This window comes from Mesorhizobium sp. WSM4832, from assembly GCF_055811115.1.
Genome location: NZ_JBVVQH010000011.1, coordinates 1 through 17,759, shown reverse-complemented (window position 1 = coordinate 17,759; position 17,759 = coordinate 1). Strand labels below are relative to the sequence as shown.

General features: G+C 60.1%; 17 protein-coding genes, 1 tRNA gene and 1 pseudogene. 11 read left to right on the top strand and 8 right to left on the bottom strand.

Annotated features, from left to right (window positions below; genetic code table 11):
- The first annotated feature begins 66 nt into the window (after positions 1 to 66).
- The gene (locus AC0L2L_RS16730; protein ID WP_473579689.1) at positions 67 to 933 is read left to right on the top strand and encodes an SDR family oxidoreductase; all 867 of its coding nucleotides are present in this window, start codon (positions 67 to 69) and stop codon (positions 931 to 933) included.
- On the opposite strand, the gene AC0L2L_RS16725 is transcribed toward AC0L2L_RS16730, so the two are convergent.
- The 3 genes from AC0L2L_RS16725 to AC0L2L_RS16715 form a co-directional block, all read right to left on the bottom strand.
- Positions 927 to 1,067 carry a type II toxin-antitoxin system ParD family antitoxin gene (locus AC0L2L_RS16725; RefSeq protein ID WP_473579688.1) on the bottom strand — a complete coding sequence of 47 codons (141 nt, stop codon included), beginning with the start codon at positions 1,065 to 1,067 and terminating at the stop codon, positions 927 to 929. The genes AC0L2L_RS16730 and AC0L2L_RS16725 overlap by 7 nt on opposite strands.
- Positions 1,068 to 1,071: 4 nt before the next feature.
- Positions 1,072 to 1,587 carry a TIGR00645 family protein gene (locus tag AC0L2L_RS16720; protein ID WP_473579687.1) on the bottom strand — a complete coding sequence of 172 codons (516 nt, stop codon included), beginning with the start codon at positions 1,585 to 1,587 and terminating at the stop codon, positions 1,072 to 1,074.
- 402 nt (positions 1,588 to 1,989) lie between these two features.
- Positions 1,990 to 3,114, bottom strand: coding sequence for an OmpA family protein (locus tag AC0L2L_RS16715; protein WP_473579686.1), 1,125 nt, complete (start codon positions 3,112 to 3,114; stop codon positions 1,990 to 1,992).
- 426 nt (positions 3,115 to 3,540) lie between these two features.
- Between AC0L2L_RS16715 and AC0L2L_RS16710 the strand changes: the two genes are divergently transcribed.
- The 3 genes from AC0L2L_RS16710 (at position 3,541) to AC0L2L_RS16700 (ending at position 5,511) form a co-directional block, all read left to right on the top strand.
- Entirely contained in the window at positions 3,541 to 4,275 is a 735-nt protein-coding gene (locus AC0L2L_RS16710; protein ID WP_473579685.1) for a hypothetical protein, read from the top strand.
- Between the two features lie 179 nt (positions 4,276 to 4,454).
- Complete coding sequence (locus tag AC0L2L_RS16705; RefSeq protein WP_473579684.1) at positions 4,455 to 4,901, top strand: YcgN family cysteine cluster protein; 447 nt, start codon at positions 4,455 to 4,457, stop codon at positions 4,899 to 4,901.
- A 262-nt stretch (positions 4,902 to 5,163) separates the two neighbouring features.
- Positions 5,164 to 5,511: a hypothetical protein gene (locus tag AC0L2L_RS16700; RefSeq protein ID WP_473579683.1), complete on the top strand. Its 348-nt coding sequence runs from the start codon at positions 5,164 to 5,166 to the stop codon at positions 5,509 to 5,511.
- 183 nt (positions 5,512 to 5,694) lie between these two features.
- Here the strand turns inward: AC0L2L_RS16700 and AC0L2L_RS16695 are convergent, their stop codons facing one another.
- Positions 5,695 to 6,405, bottom strand: coding sequence for an SIMPL domain-containing protein (locus tag AC0L2L_RS16695; protein WP_473579682.1), 711 nt, complete (start codon positions 6,403 to 6,405; stop codon positions 5,695 to 5,697).
- A gap of 224 nt (positions 6,406 to 6,629) precedes the next feature.
- Here AC0L2L_RS16695 and AC0L2L_RS16690 point away from each other — a divergent pair.
- Positions 6,630 to 6,705, top strand: a tRNA-Ile gene (locus AC0L2L_RS16690).
- Between the two features lie 127 nt (positions 6,706 to 6,832).
- Here AC0L2L_RS16690 and AC0L2L_RS16685 read toward each other — a convergent pair.
- The 3 genes from AC0L2L_RS16685 to AC0L2L_RS16675 form a co-directional block, all read right to left on the bottom strand.
- A complete protein-coding gene (locus tag AC0L2L_RS16685) occupies positions 6,833 to 8,023 on the bottom strand; it encodes a tyrosine-type recombinase/integrase (RefSeq protein ID WP_473579681.1) in 1,191 nt (396 codons plus the stop codon).
- A gap of 4 nt (positions 8,024 to 8,027) precedes the next feature.
- Positions 8,028 to 8,249, bottom strand: coding sequence for a helix-turn-helix domain-containing protein (locus tag AC0L2L_RS16680; protein ID WP_473579680.1), 222 nt, complete (start codon positions 8,247 to 8,249; stop codon positions 8,028 to 8,030).
- A 65-nt stretch (positions 8,250 to 8,314) separates the two neighbouring features.
- Positions 8,315 to 8,560 carry a helix-turn-helix transcriptional regulator gene (locus AC0L2L_RS16675; protein ID WP_473579679.1) on the bottom strand — a complete coding sequence of 82 codons (246 nt, stop codon included), beginning with the start codon at positions 8,558 to 8,560 and terminating at the stop codon, positions 8,315 to 8,317.
- Positions 8,561 to 9,483: 923 nt separating this feature from the next.
- Here AC0L2L_RS16675 and AC0L2L_RS16670 point away from each other — a divergent pair.
- The 6 genes from AC0L2L_RS16670 (at position 9,484) to AC0L2L_RS16645 (ending at position 16,815) form a co-directional block, all read left to right on the top strand.
- Positions 9,484 to 9,831, top strand: coding sequence for a helix-turn-helix domain-containing protein (locus AC0L2L_RS16670; protein WP_473579678.1), 348 nt, complete (start codon positions 9,484 to 9,486; stop codon positions 9,829 to 9,831).
- Between the two features lie 3 nt (positions 9,832 to 9,834).
- A complete protein-coding gene (locus AC0L2L_RS16665; RefSeq protein ID WP_473579677.1) occupies positions 9,835 to 10,803 on the top strand; it encodes an AAA family ATPase in 969 nt (322 codons plus the stop codon).
- 278 nt (positions 10,804 to 11,081) lie between these two features.
- A complete protein-coding gene (locus AC0L2L_RS16660) occupies positions 11,082 to 13,328 on the top strand; it encodes a S8 family peptidase (RefSeq protein ID WP_473579676.1) in 2,247 nt (748 codons plus the stop codon).
- Between the two features lie 25 nt (positions 13,329 to 13,353).
- Positions 13,354 to 14,538 carry a caspase family protein gene (locus AC0L2L_RS16655; RefSeq protein WP_473579675.1) on the top strand — a complete coding sequence of 395 codons (1,185 nt, stop codon included), beginning with the start codon at positions 13,354 to 13,356 and terminating at the stop codon, positions 14,536 to 14,538.
- A complete protein-coding gene (locus AC0L2L_RS16650; protein ID WP_473579674.1) occupies positions 14,535 to 15,761 on the top strand; it encodes a hypothetical protein in 1,227 nt (408 codons plus the stop codon). The genes AC0L2L_RS16655 and AC0L2L_RS16650 overlap by 4 nt, the downstream gene beginning before the upstream one ends.
- Before the next feature lie 10 nt (positions 15,762 to 15,771).
- Positions 15,772 to 16,815 carry a ComEC/Rec2 family competence protein gene (locus AC0L2L_RS16645; protein ID WP_473579673.1) on the top strand — a complete coding sequence of 348 codons (1,044 nt, stop codon included), beginning with the start codon at positions 15,772 to 15,774 and terminating at the stop codon, positions 16,813 to 16,815.
- A gap of 636 nt (positions 16,816 to 17,451) precedes the next feature.
- On the opposite strand, the pseudogene AC0L2L_RS16640 reads toward AC0L2L_RS16645, so the two are convergent.
- A pseudogene (locus tag AC0L2L_RS16640) lies at positions 17,452 to 17,759 on the bottom strand (hypothetical protein); the annotation flags it as partial.

The following is a 17,759-nucleotide window of genomic DNA, read 5'->3' as shown; positions in this document are numbered from 1 at the left end:
GCGTTGGGCCTTGCGCCATGGCTGTCCGCCGCGCAAGTTGCCTGCCTGTTGCAGAGGGAGGCGAGGATGTCGCTCAACGGAAAGACGCTGTTCATCTCGGGTGGATCGCGCGGCATCGGGCTGGCGATCGCGCTGCGCGCGGCGCGCGACGGCGCCAATGTGACGATCGCGGCCAAGACCGCCGAGCCGCATCCGAAGCTGCCGGGCACGATCTACACGGCGGCCGAGGAGATCGAGCAGGCCGGCGGCAAGGCGCTGCCGGTGCTTTGCGACATCCGCGACGAGGTGCAGGTCGCCGACGCGGTGGCCAAGACGGTCGAGCGGTTCGGCGGCATCGACATCTGCGTCAACAATGCGAGCGCCATCCAGCTCACCGGCACGCTGGAGACCGACATGAAGCGCTACGATCTGATGCACCAGATCAACACGCGCGGCACGTTCCTGGTTTCGAAAATGTGCATTCCGCACCTGAAGTCGGCCAGCAACCCTCACATCCTCAATCTGGCGCCGCCGCTCGACATGAAGGCCAAGTGGTTCAAGAACCACGTCGCCTACACCATGGCCAAGTTCGGCATGTCGATGTGCACTCTGGGCATGAGCGCCGAGTTCGCCAAGGATGGCGTCGCTGTCAATTCGCTCTGGCCGATCTCCACCATCGATACCGCCGCGGTGCGCAATCTTCTGGGCGGCGCGACGGTGGCGGCGATGAGCCGCTCGCCCGACATCATGGCCGAAGCGGCGCATGCGATCTTCATGCGCCCGTCACGCGACGCGACCGGCAATTTCTACATCGACGAGGAGGTGCTGCGCGCCGAAGGCGTCACGGACTTTTCGGTCTATGCGCCGGACGCCAAGGGGCTGCTGGCCGGCGATTTCTTCGTGCCGGACGAGGTGTTCGCCAGGACCGAAACCAACATCAAGAACATCTATTGACCGGGATCACGCGAACGTTTCTTCATCTCGACAAAGGACTCCAAATCGAACAGTTGCGGATCACCTGATCGGTCACCTTCGTCGATCGCCTTGCGAAGCCGTTCGAGGCGCAAACGATCTTCAGTCTCTTTCAAAGTATCAGTCCCCGACCTTCTTGCCTTTCGCCAACGCCATCACCCGGTCGATATAGGCGAGCATCAACGCCGAAAAGACGAAGGCCAGATGCATGACGGTCAGCCACATGAGCTGATCGGTCCTGTAGGAAGCGTGGTTGAGGAACACCTGCAAAAGGTGGATGGAGGAGATCGCGACGATGGTCGAGGCGACCTTGACCTTCAGCGAGCCGACATCGATCGTTCCCAGCCAATGGACCTCGCCATCCTGCTCGTCGAAGCGGCTGACGAAATTCTCGTAGCCCGAGATGATCACCATCACCACCAGCGAAGCGACGAGGGCGGCGTCGATCAGCCCCAGCATCTTCAGGATGGTGTCCGTGTCACCGAGCGTGAAGGCGCTCATGACGAACTCGTAGAGCTTCTTGCCGAAGGAGAGCGCGTAGGTCGCCAGCGCCAAGCCGAGCCCGAGATAGAAGGCGACCAGCAGCCAGCGCGAGGCCAGGATGACGGATTCGATGGCGAGTTCGAGACGCTTCATGAAGGATTCCGGTCAAATTGCGATAGGGGGTATTTCGGCTAGATAGGACCGGTTTTCAAGATAAAAACCCCGCCGGAGAGGGGATCCGACGGGGCTCAGTATGTCCCGCTGGAGTCGGGACAGGGCAGGGAACGCCCTGCACAGAATCTGGGTGTCGCAATGCGGCGATTCAATGATCAGGGCGCGTTAGGCAGGACAATTCTTCTTGAGCCGGCAACAAAAAGGCCCGTCCGGAGCGGACGGGCCTTCATCTTACGCACTGATTCCGAAGATCCGGACAGGATCTTGAAATCAAACGCTAAACCGCGCCGCGCTGAAACGGATTCGGCGTGACGCGGTTTATGTCTTTAATGCATGTCGTTGTCCCAAAACCGCCGCACACTTTTGGGCGACATGCATTGATCACTGCTCGCTGTTGCTTGCCACCGGCGCCACCAGCGAGGTGATCCGGCGGATGGCGACGCGGCGATTCTCGCGGTTCGGACCGGGCGTGTTCACTTTGAGATACTCCTCGCCATAACCCTGCGTGGTAAGGTTCTCGGCCGGGATGCCAAAGGCATTGGTAAGTGCCTCGGCAACCGACTCGGCGCGCCGGTCCGACAGAGCGAGGTTTGCGTCCGGCGTGCCGACCGCGTCGGTATGGCCTTCGATCAGGAAAGTTTCCGCCGGGTTCTTCTTCAGAAGTTTTTCCATGGCGTTGGCGACGCCATCGAGCTTCTGCACCTCGGTGTCGGAGATCGTGGCCGAGCCGAAGTCGAAGTTCAGCGTGTCGAGATCGATGCGACGGGCGATGTCGCGCACGCGGGCTGACCGCTTCACCTCGTCGATCGAGTAGAGACGCGTCACCTTTTCCACCGGCGGCTGCTCGAGGAAATTGTAGTAGTCGTCGTCGCTCTCGACATCCTCGGAATCCAGGATGTAGTCCCGCCGCGGGATGTCGAGCCGCATCGGCGGCAGGTCGTCGCCAGGATCGCGCCATTCGTCGACATCGTTATAGTACCGCTCGTCGACATAGCTCAGCACATATTCGTGGCCATCCGGCGTGATGCGCGATCTCCTGATGACGTCGCCATTGCGGTTGCGGATGGTGACGATCCGGATGCCGTTATCGCGCTCGACGATTTCGCGGGTGCGATCGCCCGACAGATCCTCGTAGTAGACATCCCTGGCGCCGCGGGTGATGCGAGGCGCCTCGTTGCTTTCCACGAACGTCTGGTTGTTGAACTGGAGGATCACGCGGTCGCCGAACTGCTTCACGACGTCTGCGCCCTGCGGCCGACGCCGCTCGCGAGCGAAGTCTTCGGGCGTGCGGTCGATCCGCTTGCCTTTCTCCTCGGTGGCAGGAACGATCTTTTCAGGCTGGATCGCCTGTTGCGCCGTCTTGTCGTCGGTGGGCGGCGGGCCCTGATCGACCGGCGCAGGCCTTTGCGCCTGCTGGCCTCCCTGCTGCTCGGCCTGGTTGCCGCCTTGCTCGACCTGGCCATTCTCGTTCTGGCCGGCCGGCTGTCGGCCCTTGTGCCTGCGCAAGACATCCTTCTGGCTGTCCAGGACAGGGGCCTCGTTCGGATTAGCAGGCGCTTCGCCCTGCGCGGCATTGCCGCCATTCGCGGGCTGATTGTTGTTAGCAGGCTGTTCGCCTGTGGTAGGCTGCTGCTGCCCCGTTGCAGGCTGCTCGGTCAGCGGTTTCTTAGCTTGCCTCTTATTCTGGTTTGAAGGCTGTTCGCCTTGAGCCGGCGCCTGCTCGGTCCCGGCCGGTGCCTGCTCGGTTCCCGGAACCGGCAACGGCTTGAGCTTACCCGCGGGGGCCTGTTCGGCCGGGGTCTGGCCTTGCTCGGCAGGTTGTTGGCCCAGCTTCCGTTTCTTGCCAGGCTGGTTGTCATTTGCCGGCTGTTGTTCTGACGGCTGTTCCGCGGGCGCGGCTTCCTGCTGCTGGTTGAGCTTCCTCTTGCGCGGTTGCTGCTGCTGGTCCGGAGCGACCTGCGGCTCAGCCGGCGCGGTTTCAGTCTGTTGCTGCTGGCGCTTCTTCCTGCGCGGCTGCTGTTCGTCGGTCGCCGGTGCCGCCTGCTCGGCGGGTTGCTCGACCGGCGCGGTCTCGGTCTGTTGCTGCTGGCGCTTCTTCCTGCGCGGCTGCTGTTCGTCGGTCGCCGGCGCCGCCTGCTCGGCGGGCTGCTCGGCCGGCGCGGTTTCGGTTTGCTGCTGCTGGCGCTTCTTCTTGCGCGGCTGCTGCTCTTCGGCTGCGGGCTGTCCGCCCTGATCTGCGGGGGCCGCCTCGATCTGCTGCTGTTGATCGCGCTTCTTGCGCGGCTTGAGCTGCTGCTCGGCCGGTGCTGCTTGTTCCCCCTGGTTGGACTCCATCTGCTGCTGCTGCTCGTGCCGCTTCTTGCGTGGCTGCTGTTCAGACTCGGCCGGTGCTGCTTGTTCGGCCGGCGCCGATTCGCCTTGCTGCTGCTGATCGCGCTTCCTTTTCCGTGGCTGTTCGCCACCCTGCTGGCCGGCTTGGGCGCATTCCTCGGCCGACTGGCCTTCGGCGCAAGCGGCCTGAGCCAGGACGACCGGCGCGCCATGCAGGCTGCCGGAAGCGACACCCCCCTGCAGCGGATACGCGCCCAACGGCGCGGATGCCATAAGCAGGCCGATTGCCGTACCCGCCAGAATCCGTGGTTGGCGTTTCATATCATTTTCTCCTAATGGGGTCCCATCCCTGCCCAAACTTTCATCAGCCGCAATTGGTTCCTTCGGGCATTGGCGCCAACCAAGGATGCCCGGCCGGCCTTTTGAAGGCAATTTCGTGTTTTTCTAATGTTGATACCGGGTCACAGTGACAGCAGCGCTTGACCGCAAGGCCGCGGAGGGCCAAATCCACCGAAATGACCGCACCATTCTGGAAAACCAAGACGCTTGAGGCGATGACCCCTGCCGAATGGGAATCGCTTTGCGACGGCTGCGGCAAATGCTGCCTGTCGAAGCTCGAGGACGAGGATACCGGCGAGATCTATTGGACGAGTGTCGGCTGCCGGCTGTTCGATGCCGAAAAATGCCTTTGCTCGGACTATGCCAACCGGCTGTCGCGCGTGCCCGACTGCGTCGGGTTGACGCCGCAGAATGTGCGCACCATCACCTGGCTGCCAAAAACCTGCGGTTACCGGCTGATCGCCGAAGGCCGCGATCTCTATTGGTGGCACCCGCTTGTTTCGGGAAGCGCTGAGACCGTGCACGAAGCCGGCATTTCAATCCGAGGCCGGGTGAAGGCCAAGGAAACCGATCTGGCCGAGCCGGACGACTATTTTGATTACATATTGGACGACGAGCCGTAAGCGGTCCGCATCTTGATGACGAACCCTGACGGGTTGGCATTCAAGGACGAATCCGGCTGGGATTTGCGTTTAGTGATGGGCGACGAACCCTGGCGGGTTCGCGCTTACGTGAGCCGAGCGACGAACCCTGCGGGTTCGCGCCTACATGAACCGGACATGAACACCCGGTTCGCGAAAAGTTCAGACACGAAATGGCATTTTGCAATCATTGGTTCGCCAATCATCAGTTCAAGGGCGAGAGCCCGCAACAAGGAGAGAGACGATGTTCAATCAGATCAAGACGGCAGCCCTTTCGGCCCTTGTCGGGCTTGGCACGCTCGGCGCCGCCCATGCGGACAGCCTCTATCTCGGCTTCGGCAACAACCACGACCCGCGTTTCGGCGTCTACACCGGCGACGACGACGGCTATCGCCGTGACTGGCGCCGTGACCGCGATTGGCGGGGCTGCTCGCCGGATCGCGCCCTCGACAAGGCCGAGCGCATGGGTCTGCATCGCGCCCGCGTCGTCGACATCAGCCGCCGCACCGTGAAAGTGGCCGGCCGCCAGTATGGCGATCGCGTCGTGGTGGTGTTCGCCAACGAGCGCGGCTGCCCGATCATCTATCGCTGACGCTGAAAGGACGATCCTCTTCGCGGATCGCCTGTGAGGACGATCCTCTTCGGATCGCGTGTAAGGACGATCCCCTTCGTGGATCGCCTATAAGCGGGGGGTCCCTCAAGGTGAGGCGCGGTTCGAAAAAAAGCCCCGGAGGATCGATCCTCCGGGGCTTTTATTGTCGGCTATCTGGGGGCGTCACTTCAGCTCGAAGGTGACCGTGACCTGGACGTTGTAGGAGTTCTCGCCAGCCTGCACCGGCACGGCCGAACGGGCGGCGTCGAACGACTTGGCGGCCATCGGCATCGGCACCGGCGCAACGTTCTGGTCGGTGATCTCGAGCACCTTGCCCAGGCTGACGCCGGCCGCTTCGGCGAGCGTCTTTGCCTTGGCCATCGCGTCGGCGACCGCCTTCTTTCGCGCCGCGGTGATCGCCGCCTTCGGATCGTCATTGGTGAAGGTGATGCCGCCGCCCTGGTTGACGCCGAGCGACACCGCCTTGTCGAGGATCTCGCCCGTCTTGTCGACATTGCGCACGCGCACCGATAGCGTGTTGGTCACCTGGTACGCGACCAGCTCGGCCTCCTGGCTGCCGTCGGCCTTGTTGGTATAGTTGTAGCGCGGGTTGATCTGGATGCCCGCTGTCTGCAGGTCGCGGTCGGCAATGCCGGCGGATTTCATCGCCGCGATCACCGCCGCCATGGCGTCGTTGTTGGCATCGAGCGCTTCGCGCGCGCTCTTTGCCTCACGCATGACGCTGAGCGAGAGGATCGCCATGTCCGGCGCAACGATCGCTTCGCCTTCGCCCGACACGATGACGCGGGGCGGGGGCTGAGTGTCGGCGGCGCTTGCCAGCGCCGGGAAGGCGACCGCGGCAGCGAGCGCGATGGGCAAAAGATGTCTGGTCATGAAAACTCCTCGAAGTCTGCGGTCCGCAGCCCGGTGCCGTAATCCGCCTCCACGCCGCAAAGGCGTTGATTTTGTGCAATGCGGTGCATGGGCCTGGACCTGTTCACGCGCCTTATGGGCGCAAGCCGCTCTACGCAGCGAATATGGGCTGATTTTGGCGGCTGCCGCCAGAGTTTTCGAAAGCCTTGTGCGAGCCGGCGAAAAACACTAAGCCAGCCCGCGTGGGGCCTGTAGCTCAATGGTTAGAGCCGGCGGCTCATAACCGCTTGGTTGGGGGTTCGAGTCCCTCCGGGCCCACCATAACCTTTGATTTTGTTGACGAAAATTGGCCTTTGCCCACGCCCTGCCCACAGTTTGCCCACGGCACTTTGGCAGCAGAAAATCCTCTTAACGGGCGTGCTTGGAACAGTTCGCGATTCTTCGTGCTTCATTGTGAGCCGACGATGCGCAAATTGGCCCGCCGCTTCGCCTGATCGCGCTTTTCTTCACGCTGGTTTATCGCTCTAGCAATGTCGACGGCAATGCGCTTCTTGTTCGCCTCTCGGACGTATTCGTCGGTCACTGTCATCGACGAATGTCCCATAGCCTCCATTATGGCACGCGCTTGGATGTTGCACTCGGCGAGGTAGGTTCCAAACGTGCGGCGCAGGCCATGAAGCGTATAGCCATCCGGTATTCCAGCCTGCCGAGTCCAATGCCGCATCATGCCGGTTAGGCTCTTTTCCGAGAAAGTGCTGCCATAAGCAGTCTTTAAGACGGTGCCGTCTTTCGATCGGTGGAGTGGTTCAAGCGCGGCTGCCAGCTTGTCTACGACCGGAATGAACATCTCTCGACCCCCGTGGCGATTGCGGTTTTTCTTCTGCCGAAAGTCAAAGGCTTCGATCAACACCAGCGAGCCGTCGAACAGCTCGATCTCCTCGCTCACCAGATCGCACCATTCAAGAGCGGCGATATCGGCGCGCCGATTGCCGAGCCAGAAACCGAGTGCGTAGCAGGTCCGCGCAGGCGTACCAATTGGATGCCGCTCTTCGTACTTTTCTCTGATCCCGATTGGCCAGGCCGGGTTCTTCGTGGACCTTGGCACGCGTACACGAATGGACAGTGATGGGTCGTCCTGCGGCTTGATCCATTTCTCGACTTGAATTGCCACCCACAGCAGTTTTTTGATCGCGACGAGAAGGTGCTTGGCGACCGTCCGATTGGCCAGAAAGATGCCTTCGATTATCGCGCGCAGACGATCGGCATCGAGATGTTCCACCGGGGTATAGCGCCACGTCAGTGGATAGTCAGGATCGACCTGCATCTCAAGGAAGCGTTCAATGAGCCGCAGGTTCTTCCGCTGCGTTGCCTCATCAAAGTCCAGCCATTCCATAGTAGTTTCGAGTCGACGTGCTGCATGCCCAAAAGTACGCGGCAAGGCGCGCCCCGGCATGTTGATAATTTCCGCGCCGGCAGCGCGACCTTCAACGGCACGCCGGTAGGCGATCTCAAACGCTTCGTCGCCGGGCTGGCCGGGTAAGGTTATTTGTCGAGCACGGCGATTAGCTCGGAAGCGCCAGTACTCCTTGCCATTGACCAGGCGCGAAGAAGCTCCAGGATAGTCAGGATTTTTGGCCATTGAATCAGTCTCCGCGCTGCAAGTCCTCGCGCAGGGGCTTCTGCAACAAGTCCTCACTTTTCATCGCAACGCGCAGCAGGACTGAATATGGAAAGCCTCTGCCTTGTTCTATACCTTCAAAGGTGCGCTTCGGTATCCCCAGCACCTTGGCCGCGGCTTCGGCAGTGAATCCTCCCTTGGCCCGCCATGCTTTCACGTCTTGCGCAAGTTTCTCATTCTCGTTCACGTCATCCCTTCCGCGCCGGTCATCATTATACTACGCCTGCAGCGCATACGCAATCAGCGTAGTCTCTATTTTACGTCCCGTTTGCTTCGCTGCAACAGCTCTTGAAGGCCGCCATTTTTGTCCGGTAGCGAGGTAAAAGCGATATCCAAGGCCACACGGTCCCAGACAGCGCGGCTATTGATGCGCTTGGGCTTCGGCATCCGCCCATCGGCAACCATCTCGTCAAAAAGCGTCGATCCGACACCGATGTAACGAGCTGCTTCCTCACGAGATAGCCCTCGTGGGGCATACGAGATTGCGTCACTCTTCATGGACGCTGCCTCGGTCCTGATGATCCGGGCGTAGTGGAATCGAAGCACAAAGCCACATCCTAGTTGCCATTCGTAGCGCGGAGATCGTGTGGGCTAAAATAGGAAGAGCCTCGTGAAGCGGAAGCTGCCTGACTAGTTCGTTCGGCATAAGCTGGCGGCTACGTGTGAACGGGGTGCATTCCGGCAGGACGCAATCCATGGGCAAGTCGGCGGAGGGCTTTCGCTGAGCTGGCGATCAGAACCACTACCCTGAAGTCGCGTTAGGGGGCCGTGAGCTGCATCAAAGAAGCGTTTCTTGAACGGCAGGTTTGCGCCCTAAGTCGGCTGTAGCGACAGACCACTTCACTTCCTGAAAGCCGACGTCGGTCGGAGTATCAAAAGGGGGGCGATAGCGTCCCCCGCCCCCGGCTCCGTCCGCAGCCAGATGATCTCCTGGCAGCGTCTGTTACGCTGAGGGGCCAGGGCTAGCTACCGTGTGCCGCTGGGCCTCAGCCTAGATCGATCTTAATAGATTCGCGGTGCCTATGCCTGCCCCATGGATGGAAGGTTGCTACTGGCCTTTACGCGTTGTTGCTCGAGGAAGGCATTGAAATTCGATCGCCCGCGGACCAGCGCCCCTTGCGGACGCCTGTGCTGGCGATCGGAGCATGTAAGCGACTTCACGGTCGAATCCGACGGGAAGGTGAGTTCAACGAACCCGGCAGGAGGCAGCTTCAATCAAGGTAGGAAACTATGTTGCACTTGACGTACCCGAGCAGCTTGCGACCGCTAGCGCGAGCTTCATCAATGATGCCGTGTTTAAGCTGTTCAACACGTCGGGCATTCTCGTCTGCCTCATGACAGCTTCCGCGAAGTCGGCCCACCTTCGAGTTTGCTACGGCTCGCCGCTTGACCGAAAACACCGGGAAGCGTATTGATGGGACATGTCTGGTCGTCCCAAAAATAGCCTCGATCATGCGCTGGCCGCTGCGGTAGCGACTGTCAGTCGTGAACGGAGCTTATCTGTCCGAGATGTAAGTGCAGCAACGGGCGTTCCCAAATCAACGCTTCATCGACTTCTATCCAAAGGCACTGTATCGTACGCTTCACGCGAAGCTGTGGCCCGTTGGCTGAAGACGGTGGACACGTCCCCGTCGGAGTTTGTAACGAAACCTGAAGCGGATCGGGAAGTCAGAATTATGGGACAGATATTGTCGATGTCCCATAAACTTAATGATTTGCTCAAACAGCTCGATGTATTGATGCGTGAAGCCAAAACCCAGAAGGGGTAACCCATGACGACTTCTCGACAGGTACTGGGAATGGTTCAGAGCCATATCGCCGGGGATGGCGTTCGTTTTCTGTCGATCGCAGAGCAGATCGCGCTCGAGGCCGAAAAGGCCGGGCGGGGAAAATTTGCCGAGTCCCTGCACAAGTTCGTGACTGCCGCGCGTAGCGAAAAGACCTCGGGGACGATCCAGTTGGCGAAGCCGCGGGGCGACCTCGCCGAGCTCCTCGATGTTACGTATCCTGACATCCTTCTTCCGGATGTCGTCCTCCGTCGGGAATTGCGTGATGGCATCGACCGAATCGTCGATGAGCATAAGCGACGTGTTGAACTCGAAGCATATGGCCTGAAGCCACGCCGCAAGCTTCTCTTCGTCGGCCCGCCCGGCACGGGCAAATCGATGACTGCTCACGGTATCGCTTCCGAGCTTGGGCTTCCCCTCTTTACCGTTCAACTCGATGGCGTCATCACAAAGTTTATGGGAGCCTCGGCATCCAAGCTGCGGTTGATATTCGAATCGATGACCGGCGTCAGAGGCGTGTACTTTTTCGACGAGATCGATGCGATCGCTGCAAGTCGGGCGCATGAGAACGATATCGGGGAGGCTCGTAGGCTGCTGAACTCGTTCCTCCAACTCGTGGACCGTGACAAGTCGCATAGTATTATTATCGCCGCGACTAATCACAGTTCTCTTCTGGATCGCGCCGTCTTTCGGCGGTTCGATAGCGCCTTCCGATACGAGCTGCCCGCGGGTGACGAAGCGCGCCATGTCATTCGAAACAACATTCTGACCTTCGATGTGGGTTCGGTGGACTGGAATTCGGTCCAAAAGCATACTAGCGGGTTGTCACAGGCAGATCTCGCGGCGGCGGCAGTCGATGCAGCGCGAAAAGCCGTGCTCGAAAACGGTGGAAAGCTTACGACCAAAGAATTGGTGTGGGCGCTCGAGGGACGGATGCAAATTCACTCGAACTAAGGGCGGCATCAGGTGTATTCCTGAGGTAGGGAATCACTCCAAGGATTAGGATATAGATGCCGCTTCAGCCTCATCTTCATCTACGAAACCTTACCTTGGATGCTACTCCGTTTCGGCCTCATCGTAGCGGACGAACAAAGAGAGATCCGGCGACTATTCCGGATAGGGCGGGCCATGCCGGTGCCCTGAAAGCGAATCTCGCAAAGATAGCGGATCGTCTTGCGGAGCATACTCCCGCGCAGGAAGAAGCTGGAATCCCCAAGAACAAGCAGGGAGTGGTGATCACCGCCACTGGCTTCGGATTACAGAAGCTATGGGTCGGCGAAATGAAGGCCTCCAGCCCTGGCGTTAGCCTGCTGTCCGTCTCGGCCGCCCACGATGACGAGCCTGCGTCGGCGAAACTGTTCGTGACGAGGAACAGCCTGGAGACTATTTCGAACCAAATCGACGCGTACTCAGCCTTTGAAGGGCGCCGTTCGAACGTCAGCTCAACGAAGAAACCTGCACGCTTTCAGCTGTTCGAAAGCACTTCAGAATTCAACCCTGCTTTGCTGGAAGATATCTGGACCGGACCTATCGACGACATGCCCAAGCGGAAGTCCGAGTCCGTCGAAACCTGGATCCGCTCCGACAGGGCGGCTTACTTTTATCGGGTGTCCGAGCGGCTGGGGATTTCCACCATCGGGAATCCTACAAAGTTCACGGACAGCATCGTCGTCGACATGACCCTGAACGCGGCCCAGATGCAGGCGCTGCTGGATTCCACGGGAGCTGTCATCGAGTTCCGTCCCTCGTCCCATTTCGTGCACGATTATCGAGGCGTGGACGGCGACGCACGCCAGGCTATTTCGAATGCGGTCGCTCAACGGATCGTTCCCGCGCCAGCCGGCGCGCCTCGCACCGTGATCCTCGACTCAGGCGTATATGCAGCCAACCCGTTGCTGCGAGGCTCGATATCCCGGGCCAACCTCAAAACCGTCGATGTGGATTGGGGAACGGACGATAACAGCGGCCACGGCACCGCGATGGCGGGTGTGGCATTGTTCCCGAACCTCGAGGCCGCTGCTACCTCTCGCGCGCCGATCATCCTGACGACCGCGTTGGAGTCCGTTAAGGTTTTCCGACCGTTGTCTTCAACGAACCTGATCGTTCCGCGCGACGCGATCCAGGAGGCAGTCAAACTGGTGGAGCGTGATTCCGGAGTGGAGCGTGTCTTCTCTCTGTCGGCGACGATCCCTGGCGAAGACGAGAGCGGACGCCAGAGCGCCACTTCGGCTGCCGTCGACAAGCTGGCATGGAACGACGGAGTTCGGTCGAGGCTTTTCTGCGTGGCGGCCGGCAATGTTCCCGTGAGCCGGGAGACGCCTTATCAGGTAGTTCATTACGACGGGCGAAACGCGGATTTCCCCGTTCAATCTCCCGGGCAGGCAGTAAATGCGTTGTCGGTAGGCGCCTATACCGACAAGGACATCAGCTTCGGCACGTCGGTTGCACCGAAGGGCGACCTTTGCCCGGTCTCGCGCACCAGCCAGAAGTGGGACAACAAATACCGGACCTCCAACAAGCCGGACGTGGTTTTCGAAGGTGGCAACCACATTTTCGATCCCGGCAAGAAGACGTCGCGTGGTTCCGCCGACACACGCGTTTTGACGACGGGTCGGGCAGCCGGGCAGGAGTTGGATCTCACAGGCGAAACCAGTGCAGCGACAGCCGGGATCGCCGGTCTCGCGACCCGTGTACTTTCCCGATATCCTCAGATGCGATCGGAAAGCGTTCGAGGCCTGATCGTGAACGGCGCGTCTTGGACACCAGCGATGCAACGGCAGGCAGAGGGCGGCTCCGAAGATCGCAAGCGGGTACTCGACACGTTCGGCTGGGGAGTTCCGGACGAGCGGCACATTCAGGAAAGCGGCAGCAATTCGCTTACTCTTGTCATTGAAGACGAAATCACCCCATTCGAAACGCGAGACGGTCGATGCGGCCTCAAGGAAATGAAGTATTTCGACCTTCCGTGGCCAAAACGTGAACTCGAACGGATCGGCAATGCCGAAGTCAGGCTTGCCTGCACCCTATCATATTTCATCGAACCCGACCCTTTGGCGGATAAACGCGCTAGGAAGGATCGGTACGCGTCGCACAGGTTGCGGTTCCGATTCAACCAGCCCGACGACACTGCCACAACTGCACAAAGTCGATTGAATCAACTCGTCGACCTGGATGACGACGAAGTTGAGGTCCCGAACCTCGATGACGGTCGTTGGTTCATGGATTGGCGCCGCAGTGACATAGGTACCGTTCATAACAACATATGGACGGGGCCTGCGCACGAGCTGGCGGTCCGCGGCGGCGTATGTGTCTATCCAGTCAAAGGCTGGTGGGCTGATCGTAGTTCGCCCGAATGTCGACTTTCCACACCGTTCAGCCTAGTCATCTCGCTACGCACGGCGCACGCCGACGTCGACCTTTACACTGAGGCGATGGCCAACGTGCCGGCCCACGCAATCATCGTTTCGGCAAACGTATGAGCGCTGCGCAAGTATGGTCTCGACCATGACCGATGCTGCACTCGTATTCGAGGGTCCCGCGCCAGACAGTCCCGGAACTCACGTCCTGCTGATCGGCGTCTCCGCTTACGATCATCTGCTAGGGGGCATCGACGAGAAACCGCACCTCGCCAACGACATGGGGCAGCTGGCGTCGCCTGCCAAGTCGGCGCGCGCCCTCGCCGAATGGTTTCTGACGGAGTTCGAGAACGCCGACACTCCCCTTCAAAGCCTCTCGCTTTTGATCTCGGATCCTTCGCATACACCGTTCAGCCTTCCTGGGCACCTGGGCGAGCCGAAGGTACCTCCGACCGCTACGATCGGGAACGTCACCGCTGCGATCGACGGCTGGCTCGGCCGTTCTGCGAAGTCTCCTGACAATATGGTGGTGTTCTTCTTCGCAGGGCATGGTGTATCTTCATCGGCCCCCCTGCTTTTCCTCCAGGATTTCGGTGCCCGGTCATTCGACAAATACGCGACTTCTATAAACCTTGAAGACTTTCTTGGTGGAATGCGAACAATGATTCCCGGAAAGCAGCTGTTCCTTATCGACGCCTGCCGGACAACGGAGAAGACCTCCGTCGAACTCGCCGGCGAGCACCGGGGTGTAGGGCTGGTTTCCGCCGTTGACCCCACCGGAACCGGTCGAAAGCTGGCTCTCCAAAGCGTCCATCATGCTTCCACTGAATTCGCCGTGGCTTATGGGATGACGGATGGGGTTAGTCTGTTCACCGAAGCGTTGCTTCGTGCACTGCGCGGCGGGGGTGCGCAACCTCATCTGCAATGGCATGTTGGCACGAGTGGTCTGGAGCAGGCGTTGGGAGCGTATGTGTCACGGGCCGCGCGAAAGCACTCCGTGATACAGGTTCCGGAGAGATCGCGTGGCCAGTTCTTCATGATTTCCAAACCCGCGAAAGTGGACGTACCGCTCCATATCTCTCTCGATCTCGCCGAAGCCTGGGGACAGCTGGACAACATGGAGGCGCGCTGTGCGACGGGCATCTCGGCGAGCTTTACCCACGATCCCGCGTATCCGATCGAGGAATGGTCATGTGTCGTGCCTCTGCGCGAGCACATGGTCGCAGCCGCCTTCAAGCACGGTGCTGCCTACAATCACGCAGCCGAAGTGGTGATGGTCGCTCCGCCGGAGACGGTCTACACCCTGACGATACAAGCCGGGGCCGTGCCATGAAGGGCACGTTGAAACTCTATTTCGCCCGTGGTGAAGGCATCCGGGATTTGCCCTCGGGCATCGCTGTCCGGATCGAGAGAGCGGTCTCCGAAAGCGATGGGGAAGCGACAGCTTGGTCAGTCCTCGTCCCTACGTCTCCTCACGGCCTCTCCGTTGAAGTCAATGCGGGAACCTACGGTCTACAGGCCTGGCTCCCATCCGGACAAATCCTGCAGTACAGGGCAGACGTGGAAGAAGCCTCCGAAACTCCGGTGGAATTGAGGCCGCCAATCTCGCGCGCGACCGCCGACACCAGGTACCACCTCGGAATGTACAGGGTGAATCTCAGCAAGGAATACGACCCATTCGAGTTGCAACCCGCGTTCACTTCCGGATTCGACGACGAACCGATGGAGACGTTGGATATATGCACAGAAACCCCGTCCTTCGTGTCCTGGACCGACGTGCATGACCGCATCGTCGAAGTTGATGGAGAAATCGGGCACGGCTTGGACGTCAGTTTCGATGCTGGCACCAATGCCTTGTCCATCAGTGCCGGCGACGGCCATGACTACTTCGGGTCGCAGTTCGAACGTTGGTGGGTTCGTGTGCGTCATGATCGCGGGGAGAGCCTCGGAGTCCTTCCGCTGGCCTGGTTGTCCGGTGCGACCCAATCTCCCGGGGCTTCGGTTGAAGCCAGGTTTGAGCGGGTAAGTAATCATCTCGGCGTCACCGTACGCGACTCCAGACTGGATGTGTTGCTTGAGTATCTCAAAGCGGGCAGGCTTTCGGCCGCAGCGGCATCGGTCGCAATGTTCTCGGATGACAACACGATCGTTCATGCCATCCGGGACAAGCGTTCCAATCCCCTGGCGGCATGCGCGGCTGCCTATGTGAGCCTGGCGACGGCGGACAGGAAGCAGATCGAACGTTGGCGGAACTGGGCGCCCAACTTGATGAATTTCTTTCCGTGGATGCCCGACGGTGCGATCATCCGAGCCTGCATACTGATGGATGGCCCGGTCTCTAGCGATACGCGGTCCGAAATCCTTCAACTTGCCAAGGAAGCCTTTAACCGCGGGCTGCCGTTCTTCACTGTCGGGTTCAGTCACCTGCGCGACATCTTCACGATCTTCTCGGCTGACGATGCCGAAGCAAAGCAGATGTTGGGCCGCGTCCGCTCGATGAGTTCTCGATGCGAGATCAGCGAGGCCTTCACGACACTTCAGTTCCCACGTCATTGAAAGAGATGTCATGTTTCGCGTCCGGATGCTGCCTGCCGATGACGGCGACTGCCTTCTTCTGGATTACGGAACGGAGGATCGACAGCATCATATCCTGATCGATGGTGGACGTGGGTCCACCTACGCCGGTTCGATCGCCCCAGCGCTGAAGGATATACGCGCGCGCAGTGAACGCATCGATCTCCTCGTGCTCACTCATATCGACGCCGACCATATCGAAGGACTACTGCCCCTGATCGAGGATCCTGACCTGTCAGGATCCGTGGCCCAGGTCTGGTTCAACGGTTTTGACCAGCTATCGGATCTGGAGATCTTGGGGCCCAGACAAGGAGACGCCTTCTCGGACGGTCTTCTGAAACGAGCATGGCCCTGGAACGCTGACTTCGATGGCAAGGCGGTGGCAATCCGCGAAGCGAAACTTCCAGTTATTGACGTAGTAGGCGGGATGAAGATAACCCTCCTGACACCGACGATCAAAGCGCTATCCCGGCTACGCTCGGACTGGATCGAGTATCGTCAGTCCAAGACCCTGCCTGTGGATCCTGATCCAGTCCCAGCCGGGCTTGAGATCCTTGGCCCGAAGCTCGCGACCGTCCCTGGGAACGTCGCTGCGCTGGCGGACGCGCCGGATGTGGAGGACAGAACCGTCCCGAACGGATCGAGCATTGCATTCGTCGCCGAATTCGAGGGCCGGCGAGTCCTGTTGGCTGCGGATGCCCACCCGTCGGATCTCTTGGAAGGGTTGCGGAAGCTCGACACCGAGGAACTTCACCTGGTAAAGCTCTCGCATCACGGAAGCAAGGCGAACACGACCATCCCACTGGTAAGGGCCATGGCAGCTAAGCGCGTCGCGATTTCGACCAGCGGCGCTCGAAACCGACACCCGAACCCGGAAGCGGTCGCGAGGCTGATCCAATACGGTCCAAAGGAACTGCATTTCTATTTCAACTATCGGACAAAATATACTGAGGTCTGGAATTCACAGGCCATGCGCGATGCCTTCGGCCACGAATGCTTCTTCGGCGAAGGAGTCGAGATGAAGATCGACGTATGAGATCAAGAGTCGAGGCGACGCTCTGACTCTTCTTCGGACCCGTGATGTCGAGCGAGAGCAAAGTCTCAGACACCCCGTTCCGATCCACGAACCATCCGTAGACATCCCTGCGAATGATTTTCTCGACATCGGCATCTTAGCCTTCAGATCGTGTGGGCGCCGTGGGCCTTAAGGTGCTGCCGGACAGCTTGGAAGATGACGATGCGGTTGGAAGTGCCGTCACTCAATCGCGCTTCATTGCTTTGTCTCAAGATTGACCTGCAAACGCTGGAGCGGCGGTGTCTTCCGAAATGGCAGCTACCGACTCAGTGCTCCCCAACAGCAGACAGTCTGGTCACGTGAAGAGTTTCGGGCGCCGGCAGGCGTACGAAAGTCCCCGAGGAAGGAACCCGCGGGCCACAGGCGATGGTTATGGGGATTTCGATTTGCGGCTGGTGTCGGCGATGGCGCGACCGCCGCTGGGAAGCGGCGGGTTTGATGCGGACGGACCGTTTCGCCTTTCAGCCACGCGGTATTGTCGGCTCGTCGCGCGGCCGGATGCGACCCGTTCGGCGTCGATGATCACCATGGACACGCGTGGGTCCGTTGCCGGGGGCTGAGTGCCTGCGGCTGAAGGCTGGAGCATGCCATGCCGGGTCATGGAGAGTTCTCCCGGTTCGTCGCCGTTGCGTCCGGCGGTCCGCGTGGCTGCCTCCACCGTTCGAACGTCTCGATGACGATCATGCGTCCGCCGCAGCAGGGGCATGGCGGCCGGAAGTCCTCCGGTTCGTCTGGTGTGTTGTCATCGGACGGGGCAGCAACGTCCAGCAGTTCGCGGGCGCGTGCGAGGCTGGCCTTGTGGGCGGAGCCGGCGAGCAGGCCATAATGTCGTGCGGATTCCGACGTGAAGCCGGCCGCCATTCCGATCAAACACCGGCCACCATTCCGGTATGAAGCCGGCCACC